Source organism: Mycobacterium sp. NGS34 (assembly GCF_059812845.1).
Map to the genome: position 1 here is coordinate 1 of NZ_JCALDM010000021.1, position 23573 is coordinate 23573.

Annotated in this window: 20 protein-coding genes; 7 read left to right on the plus strand and 13 right to left on the minus strand. The window is 65.1% G+C overall.

What is annotated here, in order from left to right:
* A partial coding sequence (locus AC5Y7V_RS29045) for a type II toxin-antitoxin system PemK/MazF family toxin (RefSeq protein ID WP_499883490.1) occupies window positions 1-222 on the plus strand: 222 nt, incomplete at its 5' end.
* Between the two features lie 73 nt (window positions 223-295).
* Here AC5Y7V_RS29045 and AC5Y7V_RS29050 read toward each other — a convergent pair.
* The 12 genes from AC5Y7V_RS29050 to AC5Y7V_RS29105 all read right to left on the minus strand — a co-directional run bounded on the left by AC5Y7V_RS29050 (window position 296) and on the right by AC5Y7V_RS29105 (window position 13957).
* The gene (locus AC5Y7V_RS29050; RefSeq protein ID WP_064074508.1) at window positions 296-529 is read right to left on the minus strand and encodes a hypothetical protein; all 234 of its coding nucleotides are present in this window, start codon (window positions 527-529) and stop codon (window positions 296-298) included.
* Window positions 530-747: 218 nt separating this feature from the next.
* Window positions 748-1374: a hypothetical protein gene (locus tag AC5Y7V_RS29055; RefSeq protein ID WP_064074507.1), complete on the minus strand. Its 627-nt coding sequence runs from the start codon at window positions 1372-1374 to the stop codon at window positions 748-750.
* 265 nt (window positions 1375-1639) lie between these two features.
* A complete protein-coding gene (locus AC5Y7V_RS29060; protein WP_418009248.1) occupies window positions 1640-3346 on the minus strand; it encodes a type IV secretory system conjugative DNA transfer family protein in 1707 nt (568 codons plus the stop codon).
* Between the two features lie 304 nt (window positions 3347-3650).
* Window positions 3651-5153: a putative type IV secretion/conjugal transfer ATPase gene (locus AC5Y7V_RS29065; RefSeq protein ID WP_064074504.1), complete on the minus strand. Its 1503-nt coding sequence runs from the start codon at window positions 5151-5153 to the stop codon at window positions 3651-3653.
* Between the two features lie 7 nt (window positions 5154-5160).
* Window positions 5161-6747 carry a hypothetical protein gene (locus AC5Y7V_RS29070; RefSeq protein WP_064074503.1) on the minus strand — a complete coding sequence of 529 codons (1587 nt, stop codon included), beginning with the start codon at window positions 6745-6747 and terminating at the stop codon, window positions 5161-5163.
* Window positions 6747-9050 (minus strand): hypothetical protein, encoded by a 2304-nt coding sequence (locus AC5Y7V_RS29075; RefSeq protein ID WP_088295442.1) that lies wholly within the window; start codon window positions 9048-9050, stop codon window positions 6747-6749. The genes AC5Y7V_RS29070 and AC5Y7V_RS29075 overlap by 1 nt, the downstream gene beginning before the upstream one ends.
* A gap of 13 nt (window positions 9051-9063) precedes the next feature.
* Entirely contained in the window at window positions 9064-9795 is a 732-nt protein-coding gene (locus AC5Y7V_RS29080) for a DUF8175 domain-containg protein (protein WP_141098980.1), read from the minus strand.
* 49 nt (window positions 9796-9844) lie between these two features.
* Window positions 9845-10264 carry a hypothetical protein gene (locus AC5Y7V_RS29085; protein ID WP_088295440.1) on the minus strand — a complete coding sequence of 140 codons (420 nt, stop codon included), beginning with the start codon at window positions 10262-10264 and terminating at the stop codon, window positions 9845-9847.
* 44 nt (window positions 10265-10308) lie between these two features.
* Window positions 10309-11712 (minus strand): MinD/ParA family ATP-binding protein, encoded by a 1404-nt coding sequence (locus AC5Y7V_RS29090; protein ID WP_088295439.1) that lies wholly within the window; start codon window positions 11710-11712, stop codon window positions 10309-10311.
* A gap of 50 nt (window positions 11713-11762) precedes the next feature.
* Window positions 11763-12377, minus strand: coding sequence for a hypothetical protein (locus tag AC5Y7V_RS29095; RefSeq protein ID WP_088295438.1), 615 nt, complete (start codon window positions 12375-12377; stop codon window positions 11763-11765).
* Window positions 12374-12955, minus strand: a complete 582-nt coding sequence (locus AC5Y7V_RS29100; RefSeq protein WP_499883491.1) for a hypothetical protein — start codon at window positions 12953-12955, stop codon at window positions 12374-12376. The genes AC5Y7V_RS29095 and AC5Y7V_RS29100 overlap by 4 nt, the downstream gene beginning before the upstream one ends.
* Before the next feature lie 147 nt (window positions 12956-13102).
* On the minus strand, window positions 13103-13957 hold the full coding sequence (locus AC5Y7V_RS29105) for a C40 family peptidase (RefSeq protein ID WP_088295437.1): 855 nt from the start codon (window positions 13955-13957) through the stop codon (window positions 13103-13105).
* A gap of 57 nt (window positions 13958-14014) precedes the next feature.
* On the opposite strand from AC5Y7V_RS29105, the gene AC5Y7V_RS29110 reads away from it, so the two are divergent.
* Window positions 14015-17050 (plus strand): Tn3 family transposase, encoded by a 3036-nt coding sequence (locus tag AC5Y7V_RS29110; RefSeq protein ID WP_011331220.1) that lies wholly within the window; start codon window positions 14015-14017, stop codon window positions 17048-17050.
* 126 nt (window positions 17051-17176) lie between these two features.
* Here AC5Y7V_RS29110 and AC5Y7V_RS29115 read toward each other — a convergent pair whose 3' ends face one another.
* Window positions 17177-17764 (minus strand): TetR/AcrR family transcriptional regulator, encoded by a 588-nt coding sequence (locus tag AC5Y7V_RS29115; RefSeq protein WP_011331219.1) that lies wholly within the window; start codon window positions 17762-17764, stop codon window positions 17177-17179.
* Between the two features lie 101 nt (window positions 17765-17865).
* On the opposite strand from AC5Y7V_RS29115, the gene AC5Y7V_RS29120 reads away from it, so the two are divergent.
* Genes AC5Y7V_RS29120 through AC5Y7V_RS29140 form a run of 5 tightly spaced genes read left to right on the plus strand, consistent with a single transcriptional unit; the run spans window position 17866 to window position 23533 of the window.
* Window positions 17866-18732: a CoA transferase gene (locus tag AC5Y7V_RS29120; RefSeq protein ID WP_011331218.1), complete on the plus strand. Its 867-nt coding sequence runs from the start codon at window positions 17866-17868 to the stop codon at window positions 18730-18732.
* Window positions 18729-19904 carry a thiolase family protein gene (locus AC5Y7V_RS29125; protein WP_011331217.1) on the plus strand — a complete coding sequence of 392 codons (1176 nt, stop codon included), beginning with the start codon at window positions 18729-18731 and terminating at the stop codon, window positions 19902-19904. The genes AC5Y7V_RS29120 and AC5Y7V_RS29125 overlap by 4 nt, the downstream gene beginning before the upstream one ends.
* A gap of 7 nt (window positions 19905-19911) precedes the next feature.
* Window positions 19912-21579: a long-chain-fatty-acid--CoA ligase gene (locus AC5Y7V_RS29130; RefSeq protein ID WP_011331216.1), complete on the plus strand. Its 1668-nt coding sequence runs from the start codon at window positions 19912-19914 to the stop codon at window positions 21577-21579.
* Window positions 21576-22364 carry an enoyl-CoA hydratase/isomerase family protein gene (locus AC5Y7V_RS29135; RefSeq protein ID WP_011331215.1) on the plus strand — a complete coding sequence of 263 codons (789 nt, stop codon included), beginning with the start codon at window positions 21576-21578 and terminating at the stop codon, window positions 22362-22364. Before AC5Y7V_RS29130 ends, AC5Y7V_RS29135 begins: the two co-directional genes overlap by 4 nt.
* 8 nt (window positions 22365-22372) lie before the next feature.
* On the plus strand, window positions 22373-23533 hold the full coding sequence (locus tag AC5Y7V_RS29140; RefSeq protein WP_011331214.1) for an acyl-CoA dehydrogenase family protein: 1161 nt from the start codon (window positions 22373-22375) through the stop codon (window positions 23531-23533).
* The last annotated feature ends 40 nt before the right edge of the window (window positions 23534-23573 follow it).

Below are 23573 nucleotides of genomic sequence, written 5' to 3' on the forward strand. Positions count from 1 at the left end.
AACACGGTCCTCGCCGCACGCGTGACCACCACACCGAAGCCCGGCGTTCCGACGGCCGTCCCTCTCGGAGCCGCAGATCCACTTGTCGGTTCGATCCTGGCGGACGACCTCATCCAGCTCTTCGACGACGAGCTCGCCGCGAGCAGGCCGGCGGGAGCGCTCTCCCCCGCAACAGTGGTCAAACTGAACAAAGCACTCGCGATCGCACTCGGGCTGCCCTGACGAACTCGCTGTACGACTGTGGCCCTCGACCGGAAAGGTCGAGGGCCACAGTCATGGCAAGCGGCGGGAACTGTCACAGGTCGGTAAATCGCGATACCGAGAGCCACCGGAGCGTGAGGCCGAAACCCAGCCAGAGCACGACGAACGCGCCGACCGCCCACTGGCCTGGTGTCTCCTGAGAAATCAGCGATGCTGCGACGAACAGGGCGAGAAAAATCAATCCGGACCGGATGAACATTCCACTCATCCGTGCGAGTGACCGGATCAAAGGGAAATCCATCCGTCCGAGGGGGTCGTGCTCCTGCATGGCAGTCCACCAATCCGAATCGAGTTGTGTTGCAAAGCATCCTATGAAAAAAGGGGTGTGTCCGCCACAGCACGGCGCGCAGGTCCCAGGCGGGACAACCCACGATCGCCGCAGCCGTGGCGGACACGAGAAGCATCAACTACCCCGGTCCCGTATCTCGAACGGTGGGCGAGACCGCCCGAAGGGCCTGGGGCTGTTGAGGCTTCGGCTTGTGAGGGCTATTCGACGGGTCGATATGTTTCGGTGTCGTCGTCGAATTCCCACCGGTCGCCGTCGATCTCGACGGCCGTGAAATCGTCAGAAGGATCTTCGGCGGTCGCGCGGCCGCCGTCGATCATCTCGAGAACCTGATCCATCGTCAGCGCAGTCACCTTCCCGGCTGCGCTATCGACCAACCCGAGGACCTGATCGATCAGCGGTGCGTCCGCGGCTTCGGGTCGAGGGTCGGTGTCGGCGGCGACGAATTCCGCGAAATCCGTTCCGATCTTGGGGTCGTTCGGCTGGTAGCCGCACTCTCCGCCACGGCATTCCTCGTTGAAGCCCATCTTGGGCAGCCGAGAGATCATTGGCCACAGCACATGGTTGTGCCAGGCTGCCATACCGCCGTGATACGGGTTCTTCTTCAGCTGCTGGTACACCTCACGGTGCGCCCACATCGCCGCCGTCAGCTCTTCGACCATCGGATCATGTTTGTACCAACACGATCGGATCTGCTGCCCACCGACGTTGTACCGCCGGCGCAGCCACTCGACCCACTGCCCGAGCTCGAGCCACAGCTCCGCAGCAGCCTCGCGATCCAGGTGGCGCCAATCAGCGGGGCCAGGTTGGTATACCGGAATACTCATCACACACCTCCTTGATGGAGCATGCGCACCGAAGCTGCGCACGGTTCGCACGAATCACGGTGCCGCACATCCCGTAATCCGTCGGACAGAGTGAAGATACCGTCGTTGTACGTTACTTCCGGATCCCGAACGAGGGCGCCGGCCGGGGAGACGACGATGATCGGCCGCTCGTACACCCCGCTGGCGCCGACGCCAATCCACAACGCAGAATCCCCGGGCGCCCAGTGGTCCGCGCACTCCCACGGCGAGGCCGCAGATTCGGAGCTCATAGTTCGGCCTTCGCGCAGAACGCGTCGAACGCCGACTGATTCGCCCGCACCCGCTTCGAGAGATCCGGAACATCCCACACCGACGGCAGCCGCACCTTCATCGGCCTGGCGTTGCGGTAGATCATCAACGCTTGATCTTCCGGCATTTCACGAATTTCGTTGAGTGCCATCACCGGAACGCTGCGCGGTGCCGAACGCGGGTCCAGGCTGATGTATTCGTCGCGGCTACCCATCAACCGTGAGAGCGCCGACAATTCGCCTTCGTCACCTAGGCCTGGCAAGTAGATCCGTGCCGGGGAATCGCTCGACAACCGTTGCCCGTCGATGCGGCCCCAACGCTTCTCGTTCTGCAAGGCGCTGTGCACGAACGCCCAGATCTGGATTCCGCGGCCGCCCGAGTCCGTAATCAGATCCGGCATATGCGGAATCGCCGCGACATTGTTCATTTCGTCGAGGACCATCCGCAACGGCGGATCAATCTTGTCGTCCTCGTTGCCCAGCCCGTGTGTCTTCGCGATGTGATAGAGCTCGGCCGAGAGCACAGTGGTGAACGCGGCCGCCGAAGCGCTGTGTCCTTCCGAGACCAGATACACAGTGTTCTTGCCCTCGGTCATCAGCGCATGCAGATCCGCGGACTCGCTACGGGGGACGTTGATCGCGCTCATCAACTTCGGGGACGCCAACGGTTCGAGCAACCGCGCGCACGCGCTGACCACGTCATCGGAGGAATCGGACTGTGAGTCCAAGGCTTGCTCGAGTTCGGCGTGCCAGTCCGGAAGGTCCTGCTCGAGAACATCGCGGACCAGTTGGACGTTGCGCGAGGACGCCCAGATCCGCAGGTCGATCATGTTCTTGTTCTTGACGGCCGCGGAGTAGAGGTAGCCGCGCATGAGCATCGCGGCCTTGCCGTTCCAATAGCCGGAATTGCTGGTGTCGTCCATCGGCATGGCCTGGACCAGTGCTTCTGCACGCCGCTTGGCGACTTCCGGATCCTCGCACCCGTCGAGGATCGACCACCGCATCGGATTGGGGATCGCGGTCAGCCCCTCCGGGTCGAAGACCTCGACGTGCCCGACTTCCCGGCGCTGCGCCCACGTGGAGCGCAACAGATCGCCGCGGGTCGAGGTAGCGACGACCGGGCCGACGGCGTCGGTGACACCTTTCCAGCAGACACGCCACGTCTTACCCGCACCAGTCGGTCCGGTGCAGGTAAGCCCGTCGCGGTACTGGAGGAATACGCCCTCCCCTTTGTGGTCGTACAGCTCCGCGACTCGGGTGGTCTCGACAGCGGCATCGATGCGGCGCACCGGGACGTCTTTGAGTGAGAGGCGGGTCGCTTTCGCCTTCCGGACGGCCGCCTTTTCGCTGATACCGGTTCGGGCGAGTTCGGTGCGGTCAGCGAATCCGGACTCTCGCACCCGCCGAGCGGCGGCGCGTTTCATCTGCTGCCCGGAAACGAACAGCCCCATCCACAGGCACAACGCTGCAACGATCGCGATGGAAACCCACGTCAGTACCGGTCCGCCCGGCCGAGAACCTTCCGGCCACGCGAGTGCGGGGTCGCCCGGATTCCGGAACAGCCCTTCGAACACGTCGAGAACTCCGTACACACCGGTGGGGAGAGCGCCGCCATGACCGGACACGACACCCGAGATGTATCCGCCGGCAACGACGCTGACGACGGCCGAAGCAACGAGACTCACAAGGGGAAGCACGCCAGGCGGCACCATCGGTTGCGTAGGACGCTGAGTTGTACTCACGACTTGTCTCCTTCGATCGGGTCGGGCATCACAAGCTCGGGCCGCGAGAGTGTGGTGCGGGCGGATGCCATGCCGGATGGCCGGCCACGCGGTGACAGGGTCGTCCTACGGCCGCTGGACCTGCGCCGCATTATCAGAACCCACATCATGAGCGCGCAGGCCGCTACCGACCCGACGACCAGAATGGTGAAGGCGACGAGCGGCGGCATAGGAAGCGTCGCCAGGCGATCCGGAGCGTCTGTCGGGATCATGCTGCCTCTCCCTTGATCACTTCGTCGGTGTTGGTGAGTTCGATTTCCAGATCGGAACGGACGTGCTGCATGAGAATCGGATCGGCGCTGCCGTACTTGACCAGGCAATGTCCTTTCGCCAGGGACATGATGATTTCCGTCGACCCGGCCGGCAGGTGGTACATGCGAGCTGTTTCCTCCGCATCCTCGACACGGTCCTGCCCGTACAAGAAGACGATTCCGGCTTCTTTCATCAGCGCCCGCGCGGGCGAATCGACGGGGAGGTCCGAGATGTGGTGGAACGCCGAAACGGTCGAAAGTCCGAGGCCGCGAGAGAGTTTCATGTTCTCCCGGAACACCTTTCCGGTCGAGCCGTCGGCGACGTGCCAGCCTTCCTCGATCAGCAGCAGCGTTTGCATGTGCTTGGCGGAGCGGGTTGCGAGAACGTTCGCGAGCCAGGTGTTGATCACGGTCATGATCACTCGCAACGCCGGTCCCTTGTTCGGGAGGGCCGAGACGTCGAAGTGCACGAACGAATGATCGAGTGCCTCGCGGACCTCCGGGGAGGTAGCGCCGTCGACGAGGCCCTTGAGGTCTCCTTCGCACAGTTCTTGCAGTGCGAGACCAGGATTGAGGCCCCAGCGGCGCGAGTCCTCGGCGTGCAGTGAGCCGAAGATGTTGCCGCTGCCGGGGCTCGCTTCGAGCAGTTCAGCGGCGAGTTCGCGCAAGGTCGGTTCGCGGTTCTCCGCATCGGCTCGTTCGTTGACGGATTTGAGTGCTTGGCGCACAGCTGCTTTTTCCGTCTCGACGAGGGAACGACCCATCGTGTCTTCGATGACGGCACCGACCAGTGCTTCCTGGCCGGCCGGGGAAACGCCGTCCGTACGTTGGGTTCCGCTCGCGATAGCCGGGTCGAGCAGATTGATCCGGACACCGTCACCGCCGGCGAGGAATCGGATCGACCGGGCGCCCATCGCCTGCGCGATACCGGAATACTCGCCGCCCTTGTTGCCCTGACGCTTTTTGTCGATGACGACGCACTGCCGGTTGTTCGCCAGGGCGAGTTGACGGATGCAGAACGCGGTTTTGATCAGCGAAGACTTCGCTTTGCCGATGTCACCGACGATAGCGACGTTGATGTTCTCGATTTCCGAGCCGTAGAGCGCGAACGGATCGGTGATCACCATCGACTGGTTGATCTTGTTCAGCCCGGTCATGAGTCCTTCGTGACGCACCGAGCGGCGCATCGTGGCCAGGTTCAGCGCTTCACCTTGCCGGGTGGTGGTCCACGCACCTTCCGCTCGCACCTCGTACCAGCCCCACCGGTCCAACCAGCGGTTGCGTTTGGGGGCAGGCCGGCGGGTGGTGATCCGGTCGGAGGAGTGGACCGCCTGGGCGACTGCGGATTCCTCCGCGCTCTCGACCTGGACGTTCTTCTTCCCGAGGCTGGGTGCGAGGGTCCATCGGTTGGACTTCTTGTGGCCGCGACGGTGCGCCGTGGTCTGTTCTGTCTTCGTCATCGCCGGTTCAGCCCCTTGTCTTGATTCGAGTCCATTTGGTGGCCGCCAGTCCGCGGCCGAGCGGCAACGTCAAGAACGCGGCCACGTCGTGGCGGTTGTCCTGCCACACGATTTCTCCGATGCCGCAGTTGTCGGCGGCCTGCTCCACGCGTGTCCCGGCGCGTAGTGCGTCGTCTTCGTTTCGGCCGGTGACCGAGACGGCCATCGAATAGATCAGGCCGTGGTGGCCGCTACCAGGCAGAAGATCCTGTCGGCGGCGAGCTGATTCGGTGATCGCCACGTCGGAGGCGCCGTCGGTGGTCTTTCCCTTGCGGCTCTCCTCGATGCGCTTGGCCTCGTCGCGGGTGACGTCCTTCTTCGCGGCTTCGCGGGATTGGGAGGCTTCCACGAAATCCATGCGCACCATCACCGTGCGGATGGTCGGGGCGGCGGCGATCTCGTCGTCTCCGACGTCGGGCTCGACTCCGGTCAGGAACGGACCAAGCCACAACGGGCCGAGTTCACGCGGTTCGATCGCACGCGGGGGAATCACCCCGGCCCGTGTGTGCCACGCTCCCGCAACCTCGACCGACTCGTCGCGGCCGATGTAGGAGGGCCAGCAGTTGTTCCACCGCACACCCTTGTGCGCGTCGAGGGGGAAGGTGGGGTCTTGGAATGCGCGGATCACCGCGCAGGCTCGCTGTTCGCCGTAGACCTCCACCCGGCCCATACCGGCGCGTTCGAGGGAATGCTGCGCCTTCTCCGTTTCGTCGCGAATGACCTGAGCGATACCGCCGACCAGGGCGGCATCCTTGCGGCGCGCGATGCGCGCAGCTTCGGCGAGGAACGTCGGCGACTTCGGAATGATCAGTACGCAGTACGAGCGGTGTTCCTCGACATACGGGGCGTTGCGGTCGAGGAGCTGACCGTAGGAACGGATCGCTTCGTCGATGCGCCGCACGGATTCACCGGCGGCCGAGATCATGCGCATCATCCAGTTCTCGTGCGGCGCCATATCGGCCGGGACACTGCGGTGCAGCAGCGCCACACCCCGAACGAACGAGGACCGTTTCGCGAACCCGGCGAGGATACGTCCGAACGCAGCTGAGGTCACCGCCCACTCCGCATCACCGCGTAGACCTTCGGCCAAACCTTGCATCGCCACGATCACGGAGTAGTAGTTGTTGTCGCCCGGTGTGGTGTGCTCGAGGATGAACATGTCGTCGAGTCCGGTGCCGGCCAGATCCACCGGCTTCGTCTGGTAGAGCGGGACGGGGAACTCCCACCCTGGATCGTGGTCGGGATCGCCGAAGTTTTCGTCCCTGGCGCTGACGTACACGTGCTCACCGCGCTTGCGGCGCTGACGGTTTCGAATCTGCTTGGCTTTGCTTGCCGCGTAGGACTCGCGCTGCCCGAATTCGAACGTCGCACCGATGACGGCCAGGATCAGCGCCAAGTCGAACCCGAGAACCCAGATGTTCTGACCGATGACGAAGATCAGGACCAGCGCCAGGATGAGTGTCGCGCTCCAGGCGATCAAGACCGGTTCGGCGAAAGGCAGGTTTCCTTTGCGGGCGATCTGACGCCCCAGGATCGACGTGCGTTGTTCGCTCATCAGTGTTCTCCGTCCGCGTGTTCGGGAGCGTTCTGGGCCGAGGCCCCGGCCTTGTTCATCGCTGCACCGGCAGCAGCCACCGCGAAGGGCGCCGCCACTGTCGCTGCACCTGCCGCTGCGCCGGCGGTTGTCTTCGCCGCGCTCATCAATTTCGATTCGGCGCTTCCCGCTTTGGCTCCGCCCTTGCCGGAGTCTTTGCCACCGATCCCGACGGAACCGGACGAGGTTTGCCCTCCGTGGCCAGATCGACTGGACGCGTGATCGGATGATGCCGACGATGCGTCCGGGGAGGAATTGTGACCGCCGAGGTGATCGGACGGTCCGGTGCCGCGTCCGGGAGAGGTGGCGACATCGGCATTGCGGGACGCAGCTCCCCCGTCGCCGCCGCCGCCCGAGCCGCCTCCGGCTTGCTGCTGGTACATGCTCGCCGACGAGCCGATCATCTCGCCCGACGCTGAGCCCGAGCTACCGAAGTCGGCGGAATCCGCAGCGGTCGGCAGGATCGGTGACCACTTGAGCAACGCGAACGGTGCCAGACCGATCATCACGAAGCACACGGCGATCAGGGCGAGTTGGCCCAGTGATTCCAATTTGCCGTCGTCGGCGACCGATCCTTGCGCCGAGACGTTGATGACAACGAACACCGCGGCCAGCAGAACGAACAACATGGGCTTGGACAGCACGACACCGAGAAACATCATCACCGGCCGAAGCGCCTTTTTTCGCCAGGTGGGGTGCACCCACATGCCGAATGCGATACCGCTGACCACTGCGAGAACGGGAAGCGCGGCCGCATGCATCAAGAAGCCGAAGAAGACCGAGAGCACACCGATAACCATCAACCCGAATCCGATGATGCCGGCCACGGCTCCACCGACCAGGGTTTCGTCGTTGAGAGCGCCCAGGGAGGTCGATACGTTGTTGATCACCTCGTCGGTGGTGGTGCCGATCGCGCCTACCAACGCGACCGAGATCTCGTGGGCGAGACTGATGACGAATTGGGCGATAGAGGGAGCGAAGAGCATCAGCATGATCCCGGCGGGCAAGTATCCGAAGAAGTCCTTGGCGAGTTCTTCGCCTGGGCGGCTTCCGTCGGCTGACTTGTAGAGCGCGAAGATCGTGGCGATAGCCAGCACCAGGAGCCCCAACCCCGTCGACATCGCGTACACCGTCAAGAACTGCGGCTCCAACGGATCGAATTCGCCGATTCCTGCCAAACCGGGCAGGACCGAATCGGTCATCGACATCGCTGAACTCTTGAATTTGTTCGCCCAGGAATCGATCACGTCCGACGGGTCTTTGACGAACGCGACCAGATCACCGAGCGGGCCGGCAACGGTATCCCACGCGAAGGTGAAACTGTCGACGAAGATCTTGCCGCCCATATAGGCAGGTGTCGCCCTCATCATCCCTCCGAGGGTCTCGCCGAGGCGGTCACTGAAACTGGTGTTCTGATCGATCCAGTTCATGGTGCCGCCGAACATTTTCCCGACCCTGGTGTTCCATTCAGTGCACGCGAACAGGTCATCTGGTTTCTCGTTGGCGCGCTCGCAGTTCACGAACATCGCGTGCATGCACAGGATGCTGGGAACACCGTTGCCGGCGCAGGGAGAAGTCCAGGCAGCGTCGGGGACCTTGTCGGCGTTCGGCTGCTTCTTCATCACCGCGAGCGAGGCAGCGTCCGGTGTCGGGCTCCACTCGAAACCCCAGGTGCTTGTCGTCTTCGTCGTCCACCGGGCCAGATCCTGCGCACACGTCGGAGACGGCGGGTACATGTCCGCGCCCTCGTCGAGGGGGTAGGTGTCCGGGTAGACGCCCTTGAGGATCGACTCGTCCGTGATGCTCAAGGCGGCCTTCTGGTTCGCCTCCACGCCCATGTCAACTCCGGACATCTGAGTACCGGCACCGCCGGCGGCGACCAGAGCGTCGATCAGAGCCGGGTTCTTCGACATCATCACTTGCGGTGCCCACATGGCGATCCGCTCGGATTCTTTTGCCGTCCAGTACATCAACCGGTTTTCGTTGTGCATGACCTGTGTCGAGTACTGGCCCATGTCGCCGCCTGTGTCCTTGCAGACTCCGGTGAACCACGAGGCGGATTTGAATTCGTCTGTGCCGGCGACGAACTTCTTCAGATCATCGGGAAATCCTTTGGGGAGTTCCTTGCCCGACTGAGTGGCATTCTGCACGCCAGGAGCCGGGTCGGTGTTGGGGACAGCAACTGGTTCCGCTGCCGCCGGCAACGCCAGTCCGAGCATCGCGAACAATGCCACGACCGCGGTCAGAATGATTTTGCGCCACATCAGTCGGCCCCTTCTAGTTGACGTAGAACGTGTAGAAGCCGTTCGCGCCAGGCTTCGAGAGCGGTGAATCAGCCGCCGGGAACTGGGCATCATCTGCGGACGGGCCACTGACGAACTTCCAGTCCTGGGCTTTCCAGTCCCCGTTCTCCCACTTCACCGTGACGGTGGTAGTCGAGTAAACGGTGAGGATGCCGACCTTGTCGCTGCCCTCACTGACCGGACTTTGACCGACGCCCATGCCCCACACCGACACCGTGGCCGAGTCCTGAGTGAAGTCGGTGACCGTGACGATCAGCGGCACGTTGTTGACGGTTTTTCCCAGATCAGTTCGGCCGCTGGAGATATCGAGAACACTCTGCAAGGAAGGGCTGGGATCGGACGCTACAGCGACCTCCCGCAGCTTCGCGACGTCGATCCGGCCCTGGTACGTCTGACCATCGGCCTGAATGAAGTTCACCGCCGCGGTCTGCGCTCCCGCCTGATCGCGGGTGTATCCCGCCGGGACACCGTCGATGGTCGTCGTCGGACCGTGGGCTGCACGAATTGCATCGGCTCCGCTCCCCTTGTTGTCATCAGCACCACCGGAGGTGAGGAGCGCGATCACCAACGCGAGGAACACCACTGCGACGACACCAGTGGCGATAACGCGCTTACGGTCAGAGAAGAACCCCGATCCGCCACCTGTGGATCCAGTCGCCGCGACCGGACGGTTGCCCGTACCTACCTGAGAAAAATCTTTGACCATGAGTTCTCTTCTTTCTCGTGAACAATGCTGAGATGGAACGGAATTCGTCTCAGCCTTGAGTGACGAACATGATGGCGCCGATGATGACGGTCAGAAGTGTCAGGCCGCCGAAGGCGGTGGCTGCGGTCTTGACCTCAGCGGCGTTGTCGGTCATCTCCGAGGCGTAGCCGCCGTTCTTCGCTGCTCGCATCTTGTACAGCGCGAAGATCAGTTTCACGCCGACACCGCCCATTGCGAGTGCCCAGATGGTGCCGAGCACGCGGACCCAGACGTTCTGGAACGCAGGTCCGAGGAACTCGAGGGTAGGGGTGACCCCTTCGAATGGGTTCTTCGACTTCGGCGCGTCCTGAGCTGCGGCAGGAGCGGCGGTTATGATTGCCAGGGCGATGGTGCCGGAGGTGATGGCTGCCGCTCGACGCAGCCGGCCGCCGCGGGTGGACGGGCTCACCGGTGTGTTCTGTTCGTTCATCGTGTTCCCTTTCGATGTGGTGTTCGGCTGTGGTGCAGTGGTTTTCAATCCAGGCGCCCGCGACTTCGCGGGTGGGGTGGAGTTACCGGGCGAGGACGGAGGGGGCGGGGGTTCGGCCGGGGTTCCGGCTCGTACTCCGCGTATCGGTCCTCGTACTGCGCGACCGGTTCGGGTCGGGCTGTACGTCGAATAACTTCCGGAGGACGTTGGATCTGCTCGGGGGTGTACGGGTCGGCGTACTCGGCAGCGCGGCCGTACACGCTGGCAGCGAGAGCATCCGCGATTTCGGCGGCGACATTGGTGTAAGCCTCGATCGTGGACGGAAGGAGCCGGTCGTAGACGATGCGCTCTCCAGTCGCGAACGACGGCTCGTAGGGAACCCGGATGACGTTCTCTTCCGGAAGGCCCAGTCGAGCCAGTCCCTCGACGAGTTCAGGTTCGAGGGTGGGATCGGAGCCGGGTGTCACGACAGTCAGCACGATCGCGGAGGACACCAGATGCCCGAAGCCGCGGGCGATGATCCCCTTGAACATCCGCAACGCCATCTTGGTCATGTCGAGGCGCAGTGGCAGGGGAACGACCAACAGGTTCGAGTGCTGCACGGCCCATTGCCAATTCGCGGCCACGGGTTCGTTGCCGGTGTCGATGAAGATCAGGTCCCGATGACGGCGGAGTACAGCCATGATCGCCGCGCACTCGTCCCAGCCGATGCCATGATCGCGTGAGGTCGAAGTGTCGGCTCCGAGGACTTCGTCGTGCGTGGGTTGAAGTCGCAGGAACCTGCCGAGCGCACCTGACACGGCTCCCGCCGAGGTGAGATCGCGGGCGTTCTCGAGAACATCCCAGGGGCCGACGTCGGGATCGGTGGGATTCGCCGCGCGGTCTCCGAGGGTCCCGGTGGACTGGTTGGCATCCCACGCGACAACGCCGTGGCGGTGCGAACCGAAGGTGTTGGCCAGGGTCAGGGTCGTCGAAGTCTTTCCGGCATCACCTTTGAGGCTGATCACCGAGACGACCATGCAACCGGGTAGCGGCTGCTGGACTCGGGTGACGGATTGGCGGAACCGCACCTCCGCCGAGTCAGGCTTCGGCGCCATCTTCATGCCGACCGCCGCGTTGACACGTCCGCGCCAGCCCCATGTTGCGGGGCTGTCGTCGACTTCGCTGGTCTCCCGCTCGAACCGGTAGTCGAATTCGGGTTCGTCGTTCTCTGCCAGTGCGTCCTGCCCGACCGCATACGGGTCGTCGTATCCTGCCGACTCGTCGACCAACTCGGTATCGCCGGATTCGGTGGCTGACTCGATCTGCGGGGCTGGTTCAGGAGTCTCGATCGGGGCGGTCTCGGCTTCGGGCCGAGATTGCCGGCGTAGACGCTGGCCGCGCAGGTCAACGGCCTTTTCGGTGGTGTACGTGTCCTGGTGCTCGTCGTAGGGGTCAGGAGCGCTCACGGGAGTTCCTTTCGGGGAGGGGGTGGTTCCGGGGACGTTCTTCTCGCTGGTCATAGCTTTTTGAGGTCGTCGACGGCCCACAGACCGCCGCGACTGACGACCAGGACGGCGACGATTGCGGTGTCGACGCCGACGATGGAGCCATCGGACGCAATCGCGGTCTGTTCGACCTGATACATCCGGTGCACCGCAGTCGCGGTGTCCACGGCGCCCTGGTTCGGTACAGAGCTGACCGTCGGCCAGACCTGCGCGTCCTTCGCGGCCCATTCGAGCCACTGACCGCCGGGGCTTCCGGTCGGGGTGGTTCCGGTGACGTCGCCGAGGAAGCGTTCGGTGAGCAGGTCGCCGGTGCGGGCGGCCGCGTCGTTGGGTCCGCGATCGTCAGCGGTGTTCCAGGTGAACCAGGTGGTGACCACGGCGTCGGCAACGGCAGCCGGATCGCTGCGGTCCACGATGGCGACCTGTTCGGGCGCGTGTTCCGGAACGGTGGCCGCAGGCCGCGTGGACTCGGCCGCCGAGGTTTCGTTCGGGGACCATTGCTGCGCCCGTGCACCCGTCGTCGTGGTGGACGGGCCGGTTGCGGTGCCTTCCGTGCCCGAGGAGCACCCGGCCAGGGCAATAGCGACGGCAGATGCAGCGGCGAGCGCGGCGAGGTGGCGTTTCACGACTCGTCCTCGATGAACAGATCCGACAACCGAATCGCCTGCCACGCCTGGTAACCAGGCTCTTCGCACCAGTCCACGGCCCGGTTGTTGTCGGTGATGTCGAGGTCGAGTGCAACACCGTGCTTGGCTGCCATACCGGCGAGGGAGTTCCCGTCGATCTCCGGATTGGAGATGTGCAGGAGCAACCGCACCGCGGGAACGTTCGCGTCCTCCCGTGCTTTGCCGGCGAGGAATACCGCCTTACCGGCTGCCGAGTCGTCTGCCGAGCGCTGGTTGCCTTCCTTGAAGACCGTGTCGTTCTTGTGGAACGTCCCGTACCAGGCCGCGTCGTCGACCGGTCCGAGTACAGCGAAGCTACCCCGCTCGTCACCTGCGGCGAACAGTTCCACCAACGGTGCGGTGGCGGCGGCTTCGGCGATCTCCTTCTTGCGTTTGGTCGCTTCCGCGTCGCGGAGTACGTCGTAGTCGAGATCGAGTTGTTTGACCAACTCGCGCTTGACCTTCGGCCACATGCTGCGCGAGAGCAGTTTGTTCTTCTTCGCCCACGCGCGGATCTCTGAGGAGTCGCTGGTGCGCAACTCGTCAGCGGCGGTACGTACTGCGTCTGCGGCCTGTTCCCATTCGGTGGCTGCGGATACCGTCATTTCTGGGATCTACCTTTCTTCGGGTGAAACTTCATTCCGGGGTGGTCATCGGGTTGCGATGTTCTGGTCTGGGTTGTTCTGTCAGGCAAAGCGTTTCGCTGCCAATCCCGAGGACGGCGGGGTCCAGTCGGAGATTTTGACGACATCGCCCGATTGCGGAGCTTCGACGACCTTGCCGCCGCCCATCCAGATGAAGATGTGGCCGCTGTGGGGTTGGATGATGTCGCCGGGTCGCAGGTCGGCAGGGTTGGTGATCGAGGTTCCGCGAGAGTCGCCTATCTGCATCTGGTCCTGGTGAGGGAGAACCGTTCGGCCGCCTGTCGCTTGCGCGACTGCGTATTTCACCAATCCTGAGCAGTCGAACCCGACCTTGTTGAAGTCGCCGAAACTATCTGCCACTCCCCCGTCACGGACGCCGCGCGTCGGTCCGTTCTCGTCGCCGCCGCCCCAGGCATACGGGGTGCCGAGCCACCTCAGAGCGGCATCGACGACGACCGAACCCGTCGAGGGGCCGCCTGGAATCGGCCCCGCCGGTGCGGACGTGTCGGTGAATTCCTCGATCGCGAACTTCTGAATGTTGGTGACGTAGCCGCGTGTTTCCTCGTTCTGGCAGACCTGGCCCTGGGACAAGGTGTTTCCGGGGCCGCAGTTGTACATGGACAATGTCAGCGGGATCAGCTCACCTTGCAGGCGGCCGTCAGCCATCGCCTTTTTCGTCAGCTCGAGCATCTTGCAGTCGTAGGACGCCATCGACATCGCAGCGTCGGCCGGTGAGCGCATGTCGAGCTTTCCGTCCCCGTCCCCGTCCACGCCTTCCTGTGCAGCAGTTGAGGGAAGGAACTGTGCCGGGCCGTCCGCGCCGGAGTCGTTGTTGTGCGCGTTGACGTTGAAGCCGCTTTCCTGCTTGAAGGGGGTCGGGGAGCAGATTGACGAAATCCGGCGCTAAGGGGCAATCGCCGAGCGACCTTGCGCTGTAGGTGATTTCATGTCGTCGTGACTGATGAGGGCGGCTATGGCCGGTTCGGTGCGTTGTCTCGGCAGGAGCTGGAGCGTTACTGCTACTTGGATGACGAGGACCGGCGGCTGATCGCTGCGCGGCGGCGCGACTACAACCGTCTGGGGTTCGCGGTGCAGGTGGTGACGGTGCGTCACCTGGGAATGTTCCTGGCTGATCCGCTGGATGTCCCGCCCGCGTTGATCGAGTATCTGGCCGAGCAGTTGGAGATCTCCGATCCGTCGATGGTGAAGCGGTACACCGATCGGGAGAAGACCAAGCTCGAACACGCCTGGGAAATCCAGCAGGTGTACGGACTCAAGCCGTTCGGCGAGATGGAGTCGGAGCTCACGTCGTGGATCGTCGACCAGGCGTGGATGACCGGCGACGGACCGAAGGCGATCTTCGGCGACGCAGTGACATGGCTGCGGAAGCGTCAGGCGCTGCTGCCGGGGATCACCACGTTGGAGCGGCTGATCGGCGACGGCCGCAACGCGGCGGACGCCCGGTTGTGGCGCCAGCTCGGCGAGCAGCTGACCTCGGAGTCCGCGTCTGCCTTGTTGCGGCTGCTGGAGGTTCCTGCGGAGGGCGGGCAGAAGGTCAGCGAGCTGGAGCGGCTGCGCAAGGGCGTGTTCAAGGCGTCGTCGAAGGGGATGCTCGCGGCGCTGCGCAGGGTTGTCGACCTGCAAGCGGTCGGGGTGGACAGCATCGACGTGAGGGCGATCCCGCCGCGTCGGTTGACGGGGTTGGCGACCTACGGGTTGGCGAGCAAGGCCGCCGCGCTGCGGCGGCTGCCCACGCGTGAGCAGCGCTTGGCGGTGCTGGCCGCGACGGTCGTTGTGTTGAGCGCGCGGGCGGTCGACGACGTGTTGGAGACCTTCGACATGTTGATGACGACGAAGCTTCTGTCCAAGGCCGAGCGGGAGTCTCGCGAGGAGAAGCTGCGTCGCTATCCGAGGGTGTCACGCAACGCAGGCAAGCTCGCGGCAGCGGTGAAGGTGCTGCTGGAGATGGTCGAGGTCAACCAGGACGTCGGGCTGGGCGTGGTGTTGGACATGATCGAGAAGACCGTCACCCGGGCCGAGTTGCGGCACGCGGTCCAGGCGGTCGACGAGCTGGTGCCCGCCGACGACGCGGAGCTGGATGGGCAGCGGTTGATCGAGTTGGCCGGCAAGTTCGCCACGGTCCGCCCGTTCCTGTCGATGCTGATGGACACGATCGAGTTCGGCGCGACCAGTGACGGCGCCGCCGTCCTGGCGGCAATGAAGACCCTCGCCGAGCTGCTGACATCCAGGTCGTCGGGCAAGATCCCGGCAAACCTGCTGGACGCCCGCAAGGTCGACCACGACTTGATCGTCGGCGCGTGGAAGCGCTTGATCTACACGCCGGGCCGACCGGAGGGCACCGTCGACCGGAACTCCTACACGATCTGCGTGTTGGAACAGTTCCACCGACACCTCAAGCACCGCAGCATCTTCGCGGTGCGTTCGTCGCGGTGGCGCGACCCGCGGGCGCACCTGCTGGCAGGCGAAGCCTGGGAGGCTGCGCGTGACGCCGGCATGAACGCGCTGGGCCTGCCCGCCGCGCCGACGCAGCTGCTGACCGATCACGCGACGGCGTTGGAGACCGCTTATCGGGAGTTGGCCGCACGGCTGGGCGAGGACACCCCAGCCAGCATCGACGCCGACGGCAAACTGCACGTCGCCGCGCTGGACGCCAAGGCCGAGCCCGCGTCGCTGGTCGACCTGCGCCGCCGGGTGGAGGCGATGATCCCGCGTGTGGACCTGCCGGAACTGGTCACGGAGGTGATGAGCTGGCATCCCGGTTTCACCGAGGCGTTCACCCACACCTCGGGCAACGAGGCCCGCGTCGCCGACCTCGGCTTGTCGGTGGCGGCCGTGCTCTGTTCCTATGCGATGAACGTCGGGTTCAAACCGGTGACAACGCCTGGTGTCGACGCCCTGACCAGGGATCGGCTGCTGCACGTCGACCAGTGCTACGTGCGGGCCGAGACCATCGAGGCGGCCAACGCCGTGCTGGTCGACGCCCAGGCCGACATCCCCCTGGCCCAAGCGTGGGGCGGCGGGCTGGTCGCCTCGGTGGACGGGATGCGGTTCGTGGTGCCCGTGCGCACCCATAACGCCCGCCCGAACCCGAAGTACTTCGGCCGGAAACTGGGCATCACCTGGTTGAACATGCTCAACGACCAGTCCGCCGGGCTGGCAGGCAAGGTGCTGCGCGGAACACCTCGCGATTCGCTGCACACCATCGACGTGATCGTGTCCCAGCACGGCGGGCGGATTCCGGAGGTCATCATCACCGACACCGGGTCGTATTCCGACATCGTGTTCGGACTGCTGCATCTGATCGGCCGCCAGTACCGGCCGCAGCTGGCGAACCTGCCCGATCAGCGGTTGTGGCGCATCGACGCCCGAGCCGACTACGGGCCGCTGGACAAGGCGGCGCGCGGGGTGATCGACACCGCCAAGATCGCCGCGCACTGGGAGGACATGTGCCGGATCGCGGTGTCGATCCACTCCGGTGAGGTGTCGGCGCACGAGGTCACCAGGATGATCTCCCGCGACGGGCAGCCGACCGCGTTGGGCCAGGCCATCGCCCATTTCGGGCGGATCTTCAAGACCCTGCACATCCTGCGCCTGGCCGACGACGAACCTTACCGGCGCGAGGGCAAGGCCCAGTCCAATCTCGTCGAGGGTCGTCACGACCTGGCGCGCACGATCTATCACGGCCGCAAGGGCGAGATGACCCGCGCCTACTACGAGGGCATGGAAGACCAGCTCTCGGCGCTGGGATTGGTGCTCAATTGCGTCGTCGTGTGGAACACCGTCTACGAGAACCGCGCCCTCGCCGCGCTGCGAGCCGGCGGATACCCGGTGCTCGACACCGATGTCGAGCGATTGTCGGCGTTCGTGCGCGCCCACATCGGCATCGACGGGCACTACAGCTTCCACCTGCCCGACCCCAGCGGAGTTCACCGACCGCTGCGCGACCCGGACGCCGACGACGACGAGTAGCGCGAGTCGAAGGGTGGCGGATGACCGCTCAGGACCTGACGACGCATGTCGGCGGAAGTCTCTCCTGAGCCGCGAAACAGGCCACGGCCTGCACCTCTACCTCCGACCTGACCCAACAAACTACCGCTAGATTACGGTCACGGAGAGCGTCAGTTTGTCGCTGTGCGGCACGCCCGTCCGGTCGAGGAAGTCACACATGTCATCGATCATCGGCTGCATGAGCAGCTGCCCCAGCTGACGAACCATCAGCCCGATGACCTGTGAGGACTCGGATCGCCGTGTCGAGGTCTTGCCCGAATAGCGGAGTTTGGAGATCTCTCTGCGACTCAGGTCGGTCAGCCGCTCGAGTAACTCGCTCTTTCCCTGCGGATCGAGCACAGCGCGCCGGATGTAGTTCACCACCGTCGGATGCGTCGCGAGCATGTGCCGCACCGCCTCGTCTCGAGCGGCGGCGACCTGCGCTGGGGCGCCCTCGTCCGGCACAGAGGCGATCGCCAGAGCGTAATAGTCGACGACCAGTTGCTCGACGGCGACGCGTAGCCCGTCCTTGGTCTTGAAGTGGTGCTGCACCAATCCCACGGCGACCCCGGCGGCGGCGGCGACGGCGCGCATCGAGACGCGATCCTCGCCGCGCTCGGCGTAGAGGTCGAGCGCGGCGTTGCGAATGCGGGCCTTCGCGGTGAGGTCCTCGTCACTGGCGCGGGGGTCGGTCACAGAAATTGCCTCCTATCAGAGAAAAAAGCATACACCCTTGACATTAGACAGTACATGCGCATTAATGGCTATACATCAGTATAGTCAAAAAGGGGTTGATGATGTCGCAGTCGAGTTCGCTGCAGGGCGTGCAGGTGGTGTCGCTCGCGATCAATCTGCCGGGCCCGCTCGCCGCCGCGCGGCTACGGGCGCTGGGCGCCACCGTCACCAAGATCGAACCGCCGGCCGGCGACCCGCTGCGGGCCGTGGCGCCGACGTGGTACGACGAGCTCACTGTGGGCCAGCGGGTCGTGACCCTCGACCTCAAGGACCCCGCTGATCGGGCGGTGGCGGCGCGCGAGCTGTCGCGTGCCGACCTGATGCTCACCGCCATGCGCCCCTCGGCGCTGGTCAAGCTCGGCCTGGACGAGTTGACCGCGGCGAATCCGCACCTGTCGCATATCGAGATCGTCGGGCACGACGGGATCGCGGCGGAGCAGCCCGGCCATGACCTGACGTACCAGGCCCTGCACGGCACTCTCCAGCCGCCGACGATGCCGACCGTCCCGGTGGCCGACCTGCTCGGCGCCGAGCGCGCCGTGTCCGCGGCCCTGCTCGCCCTGCGCGTGGCCGCGGAGTCCGGCGTGGGACACCGCGAGCGGGTCGTCCTCGAACAGGCGGCCGCCGACGCCGGCGCCGCAGTTCGGCACGGTCTGATGGGAGCGGGCGCGCCGCTCGGCGGGGCGCATCCCGGTTACCGGATCTACTCCAGCTCCGACGGCCACGTCGCGCTGGCCGCGCTCGAGCCGCACTTCTGGGAGCGCGCCCGCGCCGGTCTCGGTGTCGAGGGCACCCAGGAGGAGCTCGAGCAGACGTTTCTTTCCAAGCCGACGCGCGAATGGGAGGAGGTCGCGAAGCGCCTCGACATTCCCCTGATCGGAATCCGCGATTCGGCACCCCGTAATTCAGCACAAGGAGCTTTGTCATGAGTGTTCGCGAGGCCGTTATCGTCGGCGCGGTCCGGACCCCGGTCGGCCGTCGCGGAGGGATCCTCAGCGCATGGCATCCGGTGGACCTGCTCGGGCAGACGCTGCGGGAGCTTGTGGCCCGCGCCGGCGTCGACCCCGCCGCGATCGAGGACGTCATCACCGGCTGCGTCATCCAGCACGATGTCCAGTCGGGCAATCTCGGCCGCCACGCGGTGCTCGCCGCCGGGCTGCCCGAGTCGGTCCCCGCGGTGACGATCGACCGCCAGTGCGGTTCAGGGCAGCAGGCGGTCAGCTTCGCCGCCCAGGCGGTGATGGCGGGTTCCCACGACCTGGTGATCGCCTGCGGCGTCGAGTCGATGTCACGGGTGCCGATGCCTCCGGCGTTCCTGCCCGGCGCGCCGCTCGGCCCGCAGTACAGCCCGCGCGAACTCGACCGCTACGACGGTGGGCTGATGGCGCAGGGCCCGTCGTCGGAGCTGATGAACGAGAGGTTCGACCTGAGCCGAGCGGCGTTGGACGCGTTCAGCGCTCGCAGCCACGAGCGGGCGCACGCCGCGACGCGGGCCGGGAAGTTCCGCGACCAGATGGTGCCGATCACCGCCGACCCCGACGACCCGACCGGTCCGGTCATCGACTCGGACGAGGGCATCCGCGAGCACATCGACCCCGCCAAGATGGCGAGCCTGAAAGCCGTGTTCGGCGCCGACGGGCGGACCACGGCGGCCAACTCCTCGCAGATCAGCGACGGCGCGGCCGCGCTGCTGATCGCCGACCGCGAGTACGCCGAGCGCAACGGCCTCATCCCACGCGCCCGGTTCCGCGCGCTGTCGGTCGCCGCCGCCGACCCGATCATCCAGTTCACCGCGATCCTCGACGCCGCCCACAAGGCGCTCGGCCGAAGCGGGTTGGCCGTCGAGGAGATCGACCTGTTCGAGGTCAACGAGGCCTTCGCCGGTGTGCCGCTGATCTTCCAACGGGAATTCGGCGTCCCGGACGACAAGCTGAACGTCAACGGCGGCTCCGTCGCCCTCGGCCACCCGCTGGGCTCGACCGGAGCCCGGATGCTCACCGACCTGCTCTGCGAACTCGAACGCTCCGGCAAGAGGTTCGGCTTGCAGACCGTCTGCGAGGCCACCGGCACCGCGAACGCCACCATCATCGAACGCATCTGAGGACGTCATGAGCCACGAGATCGTGAGGGGCCTGCCCTCCACCCACGGCGACCACTATCAACTCAACACCACCACCATCATCCGGCACGCCGCGCGCACCTATCCCGAGCAGGAGATCGTGTACCGCACCGCGGACGGCGGCTGGGACCGGTACACCTACGCCGATGCCTACGCGCGAATCCAACGAAGTGCCAATGCACTTCGCTCGATCGGCGTCGGGCCGGGCGATGTGGTCGGGATCCTCGACTGGAACAGCAAGCGGCACTACGAGCTGTACTGGGCGATTCCCGGCCTCGCTGCCGTGATGTTGCAGATGAACCTGCGTTTGGCGCCAGAGGATCTCGCTTACGTCACCGGACACAGTGATGCATCGGTGGTCCTCATCGACGAGTCGCTGCTTCCGGTTGCCGAGGCGCTGGCACCGCATACGCCGAACGTGAAGACGTGGGTGGTGATGACCGATAAGCCGCTGGCCGACATCACCACCACGCTCCCGCACGCGGTGCACTGGGAGGACCTGCTCGCGGACGCCGGCCCGGAGATCGACTGGCCGGTCATCGACGAAACCTCCTCCTACAGCGCGTGTTACACCACCGGCACCACCGGCAGGCCCAAGGGCATCTACTACTCGCATCGCGGCATCTACCTGCACACCCTCGCCGAGGTCGCCGGACTCGGGATGAGCAGCGACGATGCCGTCATGCTCATCACGCCGATGTTCCACGGCCAGGGCTGGGGCCTACCCCAGGCGGCCGCCTACAGTGCCGCAAAAATCGTGCTGCCCGGTCGCTACATCGCCGAGGACACATCCGTCCTCGTGGACGCGATGATCGCGGAGCAAGTCACCGTCGCAAACGGTGCGCCGGCGATCTTCCAGCCCATGATGAACTACATCAAGACGCTTGCGGTCGCACCGGACTTCTCCCGCGCGCGGCTGCTGTCCGGTGCCACCGAGCCGCCGCTGTCGCTGATGCGCGACTTCCACGACATCACTGGAGCCGACGTCATCCACGCCTACGGCGCCACCGAGACCACCCCTCTGGTCGCGGTGAACCGGGGACTGAAGCCCTCGCTGCGCGGTGTGATCTCGGACGAGGAGAAGTGGGATCTCAAGCGTAAGCAGGGTTTGCCGGTCAACGGCATCGACATCCGGATCGTCGACGCGGAAGGCAACGATCTCCCGCACGACGGCACGAGTCAGGGTGAAGTGCTGCTGCGCGGACCGTGGATCATCGAGCGCTATCACAAGCTCGACGACGACGCCGACAAGTTCCTCGACGGGTATTGGCGTAGCGGCGATGTCGGGACCATCGACCCGAATGGTTACTTGAAGATCACCGACCGGATCAAGGACGTGGTCAAGTCGGGTGGCGAATGGATTTCCTCCATCGACATGGAGAACGCACTCGTTGCCCATCCGAAGATCGCCGAGGCGGCCGTCATCGGCGTCCCGCACCCGAAGTGGCAGGAGCGTCCAGTAGCACTCGTCGTGACGACCGACGGGCAGGAACTTCCACTGTCGGAGATCCACGAATTGCTCGCCGATGCATTCGCCAAATGGCAATTGCCCGAGACCGTCCTGTATCTGGACCAGCTGCCCCGCACCAGCGTCGGCAAGCTCGACAAGAAGGCCATGCGCGCCGCGCACACCAACGTCTACGAGGACGTCCGATGAACCCCGACAACGCCCCGCTACGCACGGCCCGCGACAGCCACCTCCTGATCCTGGAGATCAACCGGCCCAAGGCTCGCAACAGTCTGAACGAGGCGGTGCTCACCGCCTTGAACACCGAGCTCGTCGCGGCTCGGCACGACGACGAGATCCGTGCCATCGTGCTCACCGGCGCCGGCGGGATCTTCTGCGCCGGAGCCGACATCACCAATTTCGACGCCATTCGCGACCAGTCGCTGCTCGGCGATCGAGCCGCGCTGGGCGGCACCATCTGGGCCGACCTGGGCCGATTCCCGAAGCCGGTCCTCGCTGCGGTCGAGGGCCTCGCACTCGGCGGCGGCTGCGAGTTGGCGCTTGCCTGCGACATCGTCATCGCCGGCGAATCCGCCAAGTTCGGTGTCCCGGAGGTGAAGCTCGGCGTGATCCCGGGCGGCGGCGGAACCCAGCGCCTGATTCAGGCCGTCGGCAAGTCCAAGGCGATGGCCCTACTGCTCACCGGCGACTTCCTGTCCGCACAGCGGGCGTGCGCGGCCGGCATCGTCGCCGAGACCGTCCCGGACGGCACCGCCCTCGAAGCGGCGGTCGCCATGGCGCAGCGGATCGCCGCCAACTCACCGCTCGCGGTGGCGCTGGCCAAGGATGCCGCCCTCCAGGCCCTGGAAACCTCTCTGGCGCAAGGACTCGAGCACGAGAAGCGCAACTTTCACGTTGCCATCCATTCCGCCGACAGCCGCGAGGGCCAGGCCGCGTTCCTCGCCAAGCGCGCCCCCGAATTCACCGGAAAGTAGGACCGATCATGAGCGAGCTGTTCCCCGATTACCGCTCCCCGTGGGAGACCGACGATCAGGCGCTGCTGCGTAAGCACGCCGCCGAGTTCTTCCGCAAGGAAGCCACCCCGAACCAGGACCGTTGGGCCGCGCAGCACCAGGTCGACCGCGAGTTCTGGACCAAGGCCGGCGCCGCGGGACTGCTGTGCCTCGACATCGCCGAAGAATACGGCGGCGGGGGCGGCAACTTCGGCCACGAGGCGATCGTGCAGCAGGAGATCGCCTACGCCCACGACACCGCGTTCGGCTTCGCCGTGCACTCGACGATCGTCGCGCACTACATCGCCGCCTATGCCACCGAGGACCAGAAGAAGCGCTGGCTATCGAAATGTGCGAGCGGTGAGAGCGTCCTCGCCATTGCGATGACCGAACCCGGCACCGGCTCGGACCTGCAGGCCGTACGGACCACCGCGGTTCGCGACGGCGGCCACTACGTGATCAACGGCTCGAAGACGTTCATCTCGAACGCGTCGCACTGCGACCTGCTCGTCATCGTCGCCAAAACGGACCCGAGCCAAGGTTCCAAGGGTATCTCGCTGCTCGTCGCGGAGACGGAGAATCTTCCGGGGTTCGAGCGTGGGCGGGTGCTGGACAAGATCGGCCAGCACGGCCAGGACACCCGCGAGTTGTCGTTCACCGACATGCGGGTGCCGGCAGCGAATCTGCTCGGCGGCGTCGAGGGGCAGGGCTTCTACCAGCTGATGGGTCAGCTGCAGCGTGAGCGGCTGATCCTCGGTGTCGGCGGTGTCGCGGTGGCCGAGGCCGCGGTGGCGGAGAGCATCAGGTACGCCAAGGAACGTCACGCCTTCGGCAAGCCGATCCTGAACTTCCAGAACACGAAGTTCGTACTCGCCGAGTGCAAGACCGACGTGCTGGCCGGCAAGACCCTGATGGACCACTGCATCCAGCGTCACCTCGACGGCACCCTCGACGCGGCGACCGCGTCGATGGCCAAGCTGTGGGGCAGCGACAAGCAGTGCGAGATCGTCGACCGCTGCCTGCAGGTCTTCGGTGGCTACGGCTACATGATGGAGTACCCGATCGCGCAGATGTACGCCGCTTCCCGCGTGCAGAAGATCTACGGCGGCACCAACGAGATCATGAAGGAACTCATCGGCCGCGCCTTATGAGGTTGACCTTCGCGCAGTGACACCACTGCGTCAGTCACAC